Below are 14277 nucleotides of genomic sequence, written 5' to 3' on the forward strand. Positions count from 1 at the left end.
CTCTTTCAAGAAATTATTATTGTACGGGGAACGGAGAATTGATCAATTCCCATATTTTATCTTTTAATTGTTCAATACCTTCTTGGGTTATTGCAGAAATTAAAAGTGCAGGAATACCGTTCGGTAGGTTTTTTTGTAATGTAACCCGCTCGTCGTCAGAGATTACATCCATTTTGGAGATTGCAAGAATGCGGTTCTTGTCCAGCAGTTGGGGATTGTATAAGCGGAGTTCCTGCACGAGCGTCTGGTATTCGGCTTCGATGTCTTCGCTATCGGCAGGTACCAGGAAAAGCAGGATGGAGTTACGTTCGATATGGCGCAAAAAGCGTAAACCGAGTCCTTTGCCCTGTGAAGCGCCTTCGATAATGCCCGGAATGTCGGCCATTACGAAAGATTTGTAATCGCGGTAAGGCACTACGCCCAGGTTTGGCACCAGGGTGGTGAAGGGATAATCGGCAATTTCGGGCTTGGCAGCCGAAACAACCGAGAGTAGTGTGGATTTGCCGGCATTCGGGAAGCCTACAAGACCTACGTCCGCGAGTACTTTCAGTTCGAGGATGAACCACTCTTCCTTGCCGGGTTCACCGGGTTGGGCGTATTGGGGGGTCTGGTTAGTGGCGGATTTGAAATGGTCGTTACCCATTCCGCCGCGGCCACCGCGCAGGAGGATCATCTCCTGCCCGTCTTCGGTAATTTCGAAAAGCTGTTCGCCGGTTTCGGCGTTCTTGGCAATCGTACCCAGCGGTACTTCCAGGATAATATCCTTTCCGATCGCCCCTGTGCGCCTGCCGCCTTCGCCGCCTTTACCGTCGAATGCTTTTACGTGTTTGGTATATTTCAAGTGCAGCAATGTCCAGAGCTGGGCATTGCCTTTCAGGATCACGTGACCTCCGCGCCCGCCGTCTCCGCCGTCCGGCCCGCCTTTTTCAACGTGTTTTTCACGCCTGAAATGCATGGAGCCGGCACCGCCGTTCCCGGAGCGCGCATTGATTTTTACGTAGTCGATGAAGTTAGAGGAGGCCATGTGAGTATAGTGAAAAATAGAAATCAGGCTGCTTCGATCGCATTCGAGATTTCCTCGAAAATAAAATCGATTTCACCTATTCCGTTGATAGCGACAAACTTACCTTGTTCCTGGTAGTAGTCGGCAACGGGTTTTGTCTTACTGTTATATTCCTGAATGCGTTTCGCGATCAGCTCTTCGTTCTGGTCGTCGGGACGGCCGGAAGTTTTGCCACGATTCAAAAGACGGGCCAGCAACTCGTCGTCGTCTACCGACAACGCTACCATCACCGAAATGCCTTCGTTGTAGCTCGCCAGCAGGTTATCGAGCGCCTCGGCTTGCTTCACCGTTCTTGGGAAACCGTCGAAGATGAAACCGGCCGCGCTGCGGTGTTCTTTCAGCTTGTTGTCGATCATCCCGATCACCACTTCGTCCGGCACCAGAATGCCCTTGTCCATCAGCGTTTTGGCTTGAAGCCCAAGTTCCGTTCCGGCTTGAATTTCCGAGCGCAGCAGATCTCCTGTCGAAAGGTGGATCAAATTGTACTTTGCAATTATTTTTTCACTTTGGGTACCTTTCCCGGCGCCCGGAGGGCCAAACAGTATAAGATTCAGCATAGTTGCTTCAAAAATTGATGTCGCGGTAGATTGGTGAATAAGCGGCAAATTTACAACTCTTACTATGATGTCTGCGAAATTGTTGCATAATTTTTACAAGAAAAATCCCCTTTACCGTTTCCGACAAAGGGGATTCGCTATCGTAAAAGTGGCCCCATTCAGGGAATAACTACCCTTTTCACCGCTCCATCTTCATTCTGAACCACCGTTACGAACAGCGTTCCTTTTGTATTTTTCTTAAGTTCGATCTGGCCCACGTACTCGCCTTCGAACTCGTGGATCTCCTTTTTGCCCACTTCCTTGCCTTTCGTGTCGGTGACCGTTACCGTTACGTTACCTTTTTGCGGCACGCTGAAACGCAGGTTAAGCACATCGTCGGCTGGATTATTGGTATAGGCATTCAATGACCGGATGCTTGCTCCTTTGGCGTTGTCGGCGCTATCCCAGGCATAGTCAAAGCTTTTGCCGAAATTCTTGCCAAAATCCTCCATGTCGCGCATCATCATTTTGGCTTTGGGATGGAAGTTCTTGTCAATATTTTTCTGAATCGATTTCATGCTTTCGTTGAACTTCTCCGAATCCCAGTCGAGGTCATGCTTGAAATCGCCGTCCCAGTGAAACACCATCGGTTCGCGCGGATCGCGGTGGTCGACGATCACTTTTTTGCGTTTTTTAGCTGCTATCACGCCGTCGGCACCGTCATCCACGGTAATTGAAATGGTTTGTTTGCCCTTTTTATCGACATTCAGAGAATCGAGGACTTTGTCGATGAATTTCTGCCGTTCTTCATCGGTTAGGGCGCCTACCTTGTAACTTTTCTCGATGTCGCGGGTTTTGCCGTTGTCGTCCTCCATTACCCGGATTCGAATGCTGGTCTTCTGGTCATCGTCATCCTTTTTAGGTTTTTTGTCGGACTGGGCCTGCGCAACGGATAGCAGCGCCGGTGCCGCTACGAGCAGCAGCGACCATGTCAGTTTTTGAATTGAAACAGTTTTCATAAGCATTTTTTGTTTTGAGTCTGAATGAATTGCAAAACCATGGCTATGTTGCTTGGGGCGTTGTTAAATAATGTTAAAAACACCTTTGGCCGGGGGCGAAACATTAAATTTGTTCTTGGCAAAATGTCGGGCAAAGCACGGCCCGCGTTGCACATGGGAAGCGGAAATTATGACCAAACGGAAAATACAAATTATCGTAGGGCTGATGTGTCTCGCATTGATCGGGCTCATCGGTTTTCAATGGTACTGGATCAGGGAGGCGATCGCGATCAGAAACGACCAGTTCAACCAGAAGGTCTCGGAGTCGGTACAGCAGGTAGTGCACCGGCTGGAAAAGCAGGAAATGATGTACCTCCTGCAACGGCGCATTGAAACCGAGCAGCAGAAAAGTAAGCTCGACCGCATTGCGCAGTTGCGCGACATGCCGATGAAGCGAATCCCCCCAGCGAAACCTAAAACACCTGTTCAGGAAGCGGTACCGCGAATCCAGCCCAGAATGGAGATCGCCATTGGTCCGAATGGCGAGGAAATACATTATCAGATCATCACCGAAGCGGTTCCTACGGATGTACTAAGCCCGAATTTCAGGGTGATGGCGGATCATCAGCAACGCATCATGGAAGAGTTTTTCCAGGCCCAGCAGTACGGCATGGCCGGGATCGACGAGTTTATACGCCGTCGGATGGACGATGAGCGCCGTCTGGGAAATGCGATGCGCGGCATGGCCGACCCGGAATTTCGCCGGAAGGGGGTGGATTTCCTGAAAAAGGATTCGGTTTCGCGGAATCTGGCGAACCGGAAAGTCGCATTGCCGGATAATGCAAAAGGCGGTAAGCAGAAGTCGCGGACGGTCCTTAGCTCCGGAGAGCCTGATCGTGCAGAGTTGCTCAAGGAGGTAATGAAGGATTTTGTTTATACGAAAAGGCCGATCGAACAACGTGTGAATCGCTTTTTGCTGGATACCTTATTAAAAAAGCAGCTGATTCAGAATGGTGTTACGTTGCCGTATGAATTTGCCGTGAGAGGTGCCGTGCGGGGCCGGTCGGCGGACAGCCTCATTTTCTCGACCGTGAGCATGCGTACGGCTGAATGGGAGGAAAAATCGTATAAGGCGTCGCTATTCCCGAATGAGACGCTGACCGCGCAGAATGCATTGTATGTATATTTCCCGGACCAGCAGCGCTACATTCTCAGCAATATGGGCGTGATGTTCGGGGGCTCGGGCATTCTGATCATCGTAATCATGGCCTGTTTCTATCTGGCGGTTACGACTATTCTTCGTCAGAAAAAGCTTTCCGACATTAAGAATGATTTTATCAACAATATGACCCACGAGTTCAAAACGCCTATTTCTACCATCGCGTTGGCGGCGGAAATGGCGCAGGAGAATTCGGCTTCGTTGTTAGATAACCCCAAAGGCTCACGACTCGAACGCTACCTGGGCATCATCCGCGAGGAAAATAAAAGGCTCGGCACGCACGTGGAGAAGGTTCTGCAGATGGCGCTGCTCGATAAAGGGCACGTCAAACTCAAAATCACGGAAACCAATATTCATGATCTCATCGGAGCGGCATTGAATGGCCAGAGCGTGCAGATCGAACAGAAAGAAGGTGAGGTGGATTTGCATTTTGATGCGGAGGAAGACGTAGTGGCGGCGGATGAGGTACATATCTCCAACATTTTGAACAACCTCATCGACAATGCAATTAAATACTCGCCCGAAAAGCTGTATTTGAATATCAGTACCAAAAATGAAAACGGCGGTATTGCGATCTCCATTGCCGACAGGGGAATAGGCATGAGCCGTGAGCAGCAGCAGCGTGTTTTCGATACTTTCTACCGCGTGCCTACCGGTAATGTGCATGACGTGAAAGGCTTCGGGCTCGGATTGAGTTATGTCAAAAAGATGGTCGAAGCGCATGATGGTACCGTCCGGTTGCTAAGCAAACCGGGTGAAGGAAGCACATTTACGATCTGGCTGCCAGTCCGCAAAGAGGAGCAAATAGTTTAGAAATATCGCCCGTAACCGCTAACTTGCCGTCTTTTTAAGATGACTAACCGACAGTTACGGTAAATTTCTGAACACGCAATGATTTCCAAAACTTATGCCCCTCAGGAGATAGAGGATAAATGGTACTCCTACTGGATCGAGAACAAGTTCTTTCAGTCGAAACCCAATCCCGATAAAGAACCTTACACCATCGTGATCCCGCCGCCGAACGTCACCGGCGTGCTGCACATGGGGCATATGCTCAATAATACTATCCAGGACATTCTGGTCCGTAAGGCACGAATGGAAGGGAAAGAGGCTTGCTGGGTACCCGGTACCGACCACGCTTCCATTGCCACCGAGGCCAAAGTTGTGGCGATGCTCAAAGAGCGCGGTATCAACAAGCGTGACCTTACCCGGGACGAATTCCTCGAATATTGCTGGGAATGGACCCACAAATACGGCGGCATTATCCTGAAACAACTCCGCAAACTCGGCGCTTCCTGCGACTGGGACCGCACGCGCTTCACCATGGAGCCGGATTTGTACGATTCGGTGATCGATGTTTTTATCGACCTCTATAATAAAGGGGAAATTTACCGTGGCCACCGCATGGTGAACTGGGACCCTCAGGCGCGTACGACCGTGTCCGACGAGGAAGTGATCATGAAAGAGGTGAATCAGAAGTTGGTTTACCTGCGCTATCCGCTCGAAGGGGAGAATGGAGGAGGGAGTATGGAGGAAGGGGTGGTGATCGCTACTACGCGGCCGGAAACGATTATGGCGGATGTGGCGATTTGTGTGAACCCTGCGGATGAGCGTTACCAGCATTTGATTGGTAAAAAAGTATTGATTCCGTTGATCAACCGGGCCATTCCGATTATCGCGGATGATTATGTGGAAATGGAGTTCGGAACAGGTTGTTTGAAAGTGACGCCTGCGCACGACACGAATGACTACGAACTTGGAAAACGCCATAACCTGCCTATCATCGATCTTTTGAATGAGGATGGTACTTTGAATGAAAAGGCGCAGATCCTGGTAGGCGAGGACCGTTTCATTGCCCGCAAGAAGATTATCAAGTTGCTCGAAGAGTCGGGTAACCTGGTGAAAGTGGAAGAGTACCGGTCGAACGTAGGGCATTCGGAGCGTACGGATTCGGTGATCGAGCCGCGGCTTTCGGAACAGTGGTTCCTGAAAATGGAAAAGATCAGCAAGCCGGCATTTGAGAATGTAATGAATGACACGGTTCAACTGATTCCCGCGAAATTCAAGAATACTTACCGCCACTGGATGGAGAATGTCCGCGACTGGAACATCAGCCGCCAGCTTTGGTGGGGGCATCGCATTCCGGCTTATTACCTGAACGACGGTACAATGATCGTCGCGAAGTCGAAGCGCGAGGCATTGCGTAAGGCGCAGCACGAGTATCAGCTTTTTGCATTGACCGAAGAGGATATCAAGCAGGATGAGGATGTACTGGATACCTGGTTCTCATCATGGCTGTGGCCGATCTCTGTTTTCAATGGTATTAAAGAACCGGAGAATGAGGAGGTGAATTACTACTATCCGACCAATGACCTGGTGACTGCCCCTGAAATCCTGTTCTTCTGGGTGGCACGGATGATCATTGCGGGTTATGAATACCGCGGCCAGTATCCGTTCAAGAATGTGTACCTGACGGGTATTGTTCGTGACAAGCAGGGCCGCAAGATGTCGAAATCGCTGGGTAATTCACCCGATCCGATCGACCTGATCGATAAATACGGGGCGGACAGTATTCGTACCGGTATGCTTTTCAGCTCGCAGGCGGGCAACGATTTGCCTTACGACGAGAAACTGATCGAACAGGGCCGGAATTTCGGGAATAAGATCTGGAATGCATTCCGTCTCGTGAAAGGCTGGACTGTGGACAGCGAGCTTCCGGTTCCGGATGGTTCGAAACAGGCGGTACAATGGTTTGAAAGTAAACTGAACCAGACTTTGGCCGAAGTGCAGGATCACTTCTCGAAATTTCGCATTTCAGACGCACTGGGGTCGATTTACAAACTGATCTGGGATGATTTCTGCGCGCAATACCTTGAAATGATCAAACCGGGCTTCGAGCAGCCGATCGACCTCTCGACTTACGATTCGACCCTCGATTTCTTCGATCGCCTGATGCGTTTGCTGCATCCGTTCATGCCGTTTATTTCGGAAGAGATTTGGCAGAACATTATTGAAAGAGGTGAAAAGGAGTCCATCTGCGTGGCGCATTTCCCACAAGCGGCTGAGTTCGATCAGGCGTTGCTGAATGACTTTGATATATTGTTTGAACTCGTTTCGTCGATCCGTAACCTACGGAATTCGAAAGGTATTAGTCCTAAAACGGCATTGCCACTGGCGATTCGCACCGATTCAGCGGAGCGCTACAATGCATTGACACCGCTGATCGAGAAGCTCGCGAATGTAGAAGGCATTAGTTATGTGTCGGGCGAAGCTGAAGGTACTTCGTTCCGTGTGAAGTCGGATGAATTCTTTGTGAACCTGGCCGACGAACTGGATGTCGAGGCGGAACGCGAGAATTTGCTACGCGAATTGGAATATACCAAAGGCTTCCTCGAATCGGTGATGAAAAAGCTATCGAACGAACGCTTCGTGGCGAATGCGAAAGGCGATATCGTCGAAAAGGAAAGAGCCAAGCAGGCTGATGCCGAAGCGAAGATCGCGACATTGACAGAAGCATTGGGAAGGCTCAAATAAACGTCAGAAATACAACTCTTAATGTAAAGCACAGGGCATTAGCGCCTTGTGCTTTTTTAGTATGTATGAATACTTTTTTATGTCGGCATGACATTTAAAAAGTGCAACGTGACGACCGCGTAAATGGCTCACCCTTAGGATTAATCGATGAATTTATGGAGATAAAATTATATTCATTTTTAAAAAATTTTATTAGTTCAAACTGTTTGGAAATAGGAAAAATCCGGGCGTAAATTTCCCACCAATCTCATGTAATTCAATCGACTATGGCGACGAAAACAGTACAGGACCTGGTGGTGCCGGTGGGTGTCACCCTCGACCGGTTTATCATGCACAGCCAAAGCGCATTCCCGTATGCGACGGGCGAGTTGTCGCAGCTACTTCGCGACATCGCGCTCGCGGGGAAGATCATCAACCGGGAAATCAATCGCGCCGGGCTGATCGACATTGCCGGCGGCAACGGAACAGAAAATGTGCAGGGTGAAAACCAACAGAAACTTGATATCGTTGCCAACGTACGTTTCATACGCGCATTGAAAAATGGGGGAGAAGTTTGCGCGATCCTTTCCGAAGAGGAGGAGGACATTATCCACACCGGCAACAACCACGGCAAGTACGTCGTAGCCATGGACCCGCTCGATGGTTCCTCCAACATCGATGTGAATGTTTCCATCGGCTCCATTTTCTCCATTTACAGAAGGGTGACACCGATCAACGGTCCGGCTTCGATGGAAGATTTTTTGCAAGGCGGCCGCAAGCAGATTGCAGCAGGTTACATTCTTTATGGCTCTTCGACCATGCTTGTTTACTCAACAGGGGATGGCGTGAATGGTTTTACATTCGATCAGTCATTAGGGGAGTTTATTTTATCCCATAAAAATATTGGTACGCCTGCCGAAGGAACGATTTATTCCGTCAACGAGGGACATTACCATAGTTACCCGTCATTTGTGCAGCAATATGTGGCACAATGCAAGTCGAGAAATTTTAGCGCCCGGTACATCGGCTCGCTGGTAGGCGATTTCCATCGGAATATGCTGAAAGGCGGCATTTACCTTTATCCTTCCACCAAAAAAGACCCGAAAGGTAAGCTGCGTCTGCTTTACGAATGCTATCCGCTGGCTTTCATCGCCGAAAAGTCGGGCGGGAAAGCAAGTGACGGTTTTGGGAGCATTCTGGATATTGTACCGAAATCCTTCCACCAACGTTCTCCACTTTATATAGGTTCTTCCGGGCTTGTCGAAGACGTTGTGAAAGGCTGATAACCGGCTACCGTTTTAGTTTTCGTACCTTTGCCGAATGCAAGAGACGCAAAACTCATTCGAGCAGTTTAAGCTCAACCGGCAATTGCTCAACGCGATTGAAGAAGCAGGTTATACCGAACCAACCCCCATTCAGGAACAGGCGATACCCGTGGCGCTGGCCGGACAGGACATTCTGGGCATCGCCCAAACGGGCACCGGCAAGACCGCCGCTTATACATTACCCTTGTTAATGCACATCAAATATGCCCAGGGACAACACCCCCGGGCATTGATTTTAGCACCCACGCGCGAGCTCGCGATGCAAATCTCCGAGGCTATCACGCAGCTGGGCAAGTATACCGATATCCGTACCGTGGTGCTCTACGGTGGTGTAGGCCCGAAAACACAGATTGAAGCATTGCGAAAGGGTGTCGACATTATCGTGGCGACGCCGGGCCGGTTCATGGATTTGTATTTCCAGGAAGAGATCGTTGTAAAGCATTTGAATGTAATGGTGCTCGATGAAGCAGATAAAATGATGGATATGGGTTTTATGCCCCAAATCCGCAAATTGCTCGAAGTAATCCCGCGCAAAAGGCAAAACATGCTTTTCTCGGCGACATTCTCCGGTAAGGTCGAAAACCTTTCTTACGAATTCCTGGAATTCCCGACGCGGATCGAAGTCACCCCGCAGGCTACCGCTGCGGAAATGGTGACGCAGGTACTTTATGAGGTGCCGAATTTCCGTACGAAAATCAATCTGCTCTCCTATTTATTGGAAGACAAGGAAGCCTTCACACGCGTGCTCGTATTCACGCGTAGCCGCGAGGTGGCCGGGCTTGTGCATCAAAATTTGTTGAACCGGGTAGTCACCGAGTCGGAGCTTCGCGTAATCCATGCAAATAAGGGACAGAATACGCGGATCAATGCGATGGAGGCGTTCAGGGAAGGGAATATCAGGGTAATGGTAGCGACCGACGTGGTGGCGCGCGGCATCGATATTACGGAGGTAAGCCATGTGGTCAATTTCGATGTGCCGCTGATTTATGAAGATTATGTGCACCGTATCGGGCGGACCGGCCGGGCCAATACTGTCGGCAATGCGATCACATTTATGACCATCGCGGACGAGTATCATATCCGTAAAATAGAAGCGATGATTCGCATGGAAATTCCGCGAGCGGAGTTTCCGGATGATGTCTACATGGCCGAAACGCCCTTCCAGGAACGGCAGGATATGCTCCGCGAGATTGATAACCAGCGTCGTAAGGAAGATCCTACATTCAAAGGGGCATTTCATGAGAAAAAGCACAGCTATCCGCCGGCCAAGAAAGGGACCGGGAATACCAGTAAGGGACGCAGGGGAGCGGGCGGAAGAAGTAAACGCCGGTAATGCAATACAATTCCAATAAAACCGTTTAACTTGGACAATAGAAACCTGTTCTTCTATTAAAGTCAATTATGAAAGAGTCTGTTGTAATTTGGCTTGCCCTCTTGATTCCTGTGCTGAGCTTTGCTCAAAACACGCATCTGGCAAGCGCGGGTCCAAGCACAGATACAAACGTAGCCCCCAAAAAGCCCCTTGATTTAAAGGAAAGGCGTATTATCCCGCTCTTCGGGGAAGTGAGTAAGACATCGGAGCAGATTGATGAAGAGATCAAATTCCTGAGTGAATGTGACAAATCATTTTCGAGCCGCACGGAAGCCAGCAGTTTTTTTGCGACGCGTGCCTGGGAATATTTGCAGGAAGGTTCTCTGGACACGGCCTGCTACCGTTTCAATCTCGCCCAACTGTTGAACGACAAGAATGTGGAGGCCTACTGGGGGCTCGGGGTTGTATCGTACCAGCGCGAAAACTGGGTGGATGCCAAAAGAATGCTGAGTAAGGGCGTAAGCCTACAAGCGGACAATGTACCGCTGCTGGTGGATTTATCGACGGTTGAACTCAAACTGTATGCGATCACCAGCCGGAAAGAGGAGTTGGACGAGGCGGGTGAATTATTGAAACACGCGGTTTCTATTGATTCCAGTTATGCGCTTGGTCAGTACAATCTAGCATTGCTGCATTATAATCTCAACGAGCTTGACAAGTCGTGGGAGCATTTGCATAAGGGCCGGACACTGGATTTCAGCCAACTGAACCTCGACTTTGTTGAACTTTTAAAAGCCAAGATGCCTGATCCGCAAGGATTTTTTAAATAAGGTGGCATGGTACCGAAATTGTAAAGTCTCCCGCTTGGGAGACTTTTTTGTTTAATTTACATTGCTCATAATCATTTGTTTATATCGAATGTGGTGCCGCCTGCGAGGGTTGTGGTATTAATTGGAAGAATGCATAAAACAAACGCCCCGTCGTCTCGCCGGGGCGTTTTGCATGTTATTGGAAGAAAAAGCCAGATGGTGCAATACCCACTTTGACGGAGTCGACCAAACTTCCGTCGGCTCGGTAGCGAACTGCGTAACCTGCCTGCGTATAAGACGGGCTCACGCCTGCGTAAAGCAATCCTTGCGTCGGATCAACCGCAAGGCCGTAGAACGGGCGCGGGATCAACGGGGTAACCATGGCGATTTGCGTATCGGTAATCGAAAATTTGTAGGTTCCTCCATGCTCTTTACCGGCGCTATCGTACCACGAAAGCACGAAGAAAATGGATTTCAGGTCATTGCTGAAAGTAAAATTGCCGGGCGTTTTAGTCCCTTCCGTCGCTATTGCCAGCGTTGCTTCGGTAACATTGGTTTCGGTATTTATGCGCAGCATTTTATCCCCGACATTCACCCACAATTTCCCGTTTGCATCAATACCAACCGGATTGGCTGCACCTGACGTAGTAATAGGCGAAGTCGCTTCATCAGAATTTATATTGATAATCGCCAGCTTGTTTCCGGCACCCCATAGCGTGGTCCCCACGTAAAGCTTTCCATTAGCGTAGGCCAGGTTCTCTGGACCGTCGGCCACGTTGATTTTTTTCGTAACCTTTTTGGTAGTAAGGTCAATAACTGCAATGTAGCCGGTGGTATATTTCAAATCGGAGTTTGTTCCCCAGCAAGAAACATATGCCTTTCTCCCAACGATTATCACTTCACGGGGATTTTCGATATCCGGAGCGCCGATGGTGCCTTCGTCCTTGAAAGTGTAGCGTTCAACGAACTGCACTTTATCCTGGCCAGCCGTGGAATTGTCAACGAGGATAATGCCTTGCTGTTCGGACGCGGTATAATCCTGCACGCCGCCTTTCAGTACCGTTCCGTTTGCCGCCGCGAAAATATCGGCGGTAGCAGTATTGTTTTCACGCGCGAAATAGGAAATACCGCCATTATTGTTCGTGAAATTACCCTCATTCATTACAAAGACACCACTCACATAGTCGCCCTTCGGAGCCGGGTCGCTTTGGTTACAGGACCATACCGCGAGGGTTAAAAAAGCTATCGCTAATGAACTGGCTAACTGTTTTTTCATTTTCATTGATTTATTGAGAATCATAACTAAAGGTTAAACTTAATGCAAAACTTCTTCCCGGCATCGCATTATTTCTGACATTTAAATAAAACGCGTCGGTGACATTGCGGACTTGGCCTTGTAAGACCAGCTTGAATTTGTCAAAAACAAAGGTTGTCTCGGCAAGCAGGTTGGCGAGGCCATAGCCATCCAGAAACTGGGAATTATCGAAGGTGATATAGCGTTTGCCGACCGCTTGAAACTGGCCGGTAAGCTTCGTGGATTTGAACTGGACGAACGCATTTGCATTAGCCGAATGCGCAGGAACAAACACCAGCTGTTTCCCCACAATGTCCTGCGAGTAATTGTCATATGCTTTCTCCTGGCTGCTTTTGTTAAATGCATAACCCGCGTCCAGGCCTGTCCGCCAGGAACCGGTTTGGCGCTGATAGTTCAATTGCAGTTCAATTCCACGCGCGAGTACCTGTTGCAGATTTTCGACCCGGTAGCTCTTCGAAGGGTTCCAGTAAGTCCAGTCTTTCACGCGGTTGTGGTAAAGGGTCGCGGAAGTTCTTAAGGTGCTGCCGGAAGATGCTTTAAAAGTTTGTTCAAGACCGAGTTCTTTGTTCCAGCCTGTTTCCGGGCGGACATCCGGGTTCCCCAGATCCTTCCAGTAACGTTCGTTCAAAGTAGGTACCCGGTAGCTGCGGCCATAGGAGCCTTTCAGTGTAAGATTGTAATGCGCTTTTTGAATTAAACCATATTCTAAACCCACCGATGGTGTAAATGGAGGATTAAAACCGGTAACGAGCCCCTGCCGGAGATTAATAGAAGTCGTGATCCGGGCTGTCGGTTGCCAGCGCATCAGCAGGAAAATATCGGTACGGTTCTCACTCACGGGCGAATACGCGTATCCGGGCACACGCGAACGAAAGTGTGTCCATTCTCCCCCGACTTTGATAAGGACCGGATTCAGGTCGCCTGCAATATTTATCGAAAAGTCTTTTTCAAGTCTCGAAGCGAATTTGTCGGTTACCGAATGATCGGGGTGGGAGAGGTCGCCTTTGGCATAGTCGATGATGTCTCGTACCCAGGCTGTACGCAGAGCGAGCGTTCGTACCTGATAGCGGACCATCGTACGATAGGCGGTAGTGCGGGTCATTTCCCGGCCCTGCACATCTTCGGGCGTCAAGGTCAGTTTATTGTCGGTGAGCCAAATGTGTGCGGAAATTTCCCGGTCGTTTTGTGAGCGCAGAAACAGGTCCTGCACAATGCCCTTTTGAAAAGTTTCAGTAGGCAGAAGTGCGTATGTATTCCGGGTTGGTTTCGGGTAATCGTTGTTCATCCTGCCGTCGTAAAGTGCCGTTTTGCCTGAAAATGCCCATTGGCTGTTCAGTGGGAAGGCGTACCTGAGGTCTGTTTGTGTCTGGGGATTATTGAAGCTATCCTGTTGCCTGCCGACAGACACATGAAACGGCTTGCCTGATGCTTGACTACTCAATAGAACGCTTCCCCCCACGGCATCGGAGCCCACAATACTGGCCGCGGACCCATACTGGACCGAAAGTTGATCGAAACCTGCCACCGGAATGGTGGAAAAGTCTGTTTGTCCAAGGGTAGGCGCATTGATATTGAGTCCGTTCCACAAAACAGCGGTATGATTGGCGGAGGTGCCCCGGAACGATGCAGTGCTGAGTTGACCGGGTCCATAGTTTTTAAACGCAATGGGCGTATAGGCCGATAATACGTCGCTGATGTTTTGAAACCGGACCTGGGCGAGTGAAGCGGAGTCGATGCGCTGGATTTTCAAACCGCTCATGAATTTTTGCGGGACAAATCCTTTCACGATTACCGGTTCGAGGGCAATAGAGTCTTTTTGCGCATAAGCCGGCAGGGGCAGTGCAAAACTTACCCATAACATCCAGTAACCCACAAATCTCCGGTCGGTAAACACTCTAAATCGCAATGATTGGCGACGATCTTCTGTTTTTCCTCCGAAAACGGCCCGATCAAATGCTCTGGCAGGTCTCCTGGCTCGTCTTTCGCACCCGGAGCCTTCCCGTCGCATGACAGTGGCATGAAGAATCGGACGCGTGTTGGCAGACTTACAGTTGCGGGGACAGCTTCCGTGCTAGCGGAATTCCCTATTAAGCCTAATAGCTGACTAGAAGCAGCTTATGGCACCAAGCGGGTGCAAAGGTAGGTATTTCCGTCGACTTTCCGTTGTATGCAATAACCGCTATCTTT

At 49.6% G+C, this 14277-nt stretch carries 10 protein-coding genes and 1 riboswitch; of the genes, 5 read left to right on the forward strand and 5 right to left on the reverse strand.

Features of this window, described 5'->3' with window-relative positions:
• Positions 1–16: 16 nt before the first annotated feature.
• The 3 genes from obgE to J7619_RS24610 all read right to left on the reverse strand — a co-directional run bounded on the left by obgE (position 17) and on the right by J7619_RS24610 (position 2618).
• Positions 17–1024, reverse strand: a complete 1008-nt coding sequence (gene obgE / locus J7619_RS24600; protein WP_291205079.1) for a GTPase ObgE — start codon at positions 1022–1024, stop codon at positions 17–19.
• 23 nt (positions 1025–1047) lie between these two features.
• Positions 1048–1620 carry an adenylate kinase gene (locus tag J7619_RS24605; protein ID WP_291205082.1) on the reverse strand — a complete coding sequence of 191 codons (573 nt, stop codon included), beginning with the start codon at positions 1618–1620 and terminating at the stop codon, positions 1048–1050.
• Positions 1621–1778: 158 nt separating this feature from the next.
• On the reverse strand, positions 1779–2618 hold the full coding sequence (locus tag J7619_RS24610) for a T9SS type A sorting domain-containing protein (protein ID WP_291205085.1): 840 nt from the start codon (positions 2616–2618) through the stop codon (positions 1779–1781).
• 169 nt (positions 2619–2787) lie between these two features.
• Between J7619_RS24610 and J7619_RS24615 the strand changes: the two genes are divergently transcribed.
• The 5 genes from J7619_RS24615 (at position 2788) to J7619_RS24635 (ending at position 10796) form a co-directional block, all read left to right on the forward strand.
• Positions 2788–4629: a sensor histidine kinase KdpD gene (locus J7619_RS24615; protein ID WP_291205087.1), complete on the forward strand. Its 1842-nt coding sequence runs from the start codon at positions 2788–2790 to the stop codon at positions 4627–4629.
• 78 nt (positions 4630–4707) lie between these two features.
• Entirely contained in the window at positions 4708–7350 is a 2643-nt protein-coding gene (locus tag J7619_RS24620; protein WP_291205090.1) for a valine--tRNA ligase, read from the forward strand.
• A 266-nt stretch (positions 7351–7616) separates the two neighbouring features.
• The gene (fbp, locus tag J7619_RS24625) at positions 7617–8612 is read left to right on the forward strand and encodes a class 1 fructose-bisphosphatase (protein WP_291205092.1); all 996 of its coding nucleotides are present in this window, start codon (positions 7617–7619) and stop codon (positions 8610–8612) included.
• Positions 8613–8649: 37 nt separating this feature from the next.
• On the forward strand, positions 8650–9987 hold the full coding sequence (locus J7619_RS24630; RefSeq protein ID WP_291205095.1) for a DEAD/DEAH box helicase: 1338 nt from the start codon (positions 8650–8652) through the stop codon (positions 9985–9987).
• Positions 9988–10055: 68 nt separating this feature from the next.
• On the forward strand, positions 10056–10796 hold the full coding sequence (locus J7619_RS24635; RefSeq protein WP_291205098.1) for a M48 family metallopeptidase: 741 nt from the start codon (positions 10056–10058) through the stop codon (positions 10794–10796).
• 175 nt (positions 10797–10971) lie between these two features.
• Here J7619_RS24635 and J7619_RS24640 read toward each other — a convergent pair whose 3' ends face one another.
• Positions 10972–12051 carry a DUF5074 domain-containing protein gene (locus J7619_RS24640; protein WP_291205101.1) on the reverse strand — a complete coding sequence of 360 codons (1080 nt, stop codon included), beginning with the start codon at positions 12049–12051 and terminating at the stop codon, positions 10972–10974.
• 10 nt (positions 12052–12061) lie between these two features.
• The gene (locus J7619_RS24645; RefSeq protein WP_291205103.1) at positions 12062–13996 is read right to left on the reverse strand and encodes a TonB-dependent siderophore receptor; all 1935 of its coding nucleotides are present in this window, start codon (positions 13994–13996) and stop codon (positions 12062–12064) included.
• A gap of 36 nt (positions 13997–14032) precedes the next feature.
• Positions 14033–14233: riboswitch (cobalamin riboswitch) on the reverse strand.
• Between the last annotated feature and the right edge of the window lie 44 nt (positions 14234–14277).

The organism is Dyadobacter sp. (genome assembly GCF_017744695.1).
Classification (GTDB): domain Bacteria; phylum Bacteroidota; class Bacteroidia; order Cytophagales; family Spirosomataceae; genus Dyadobacter.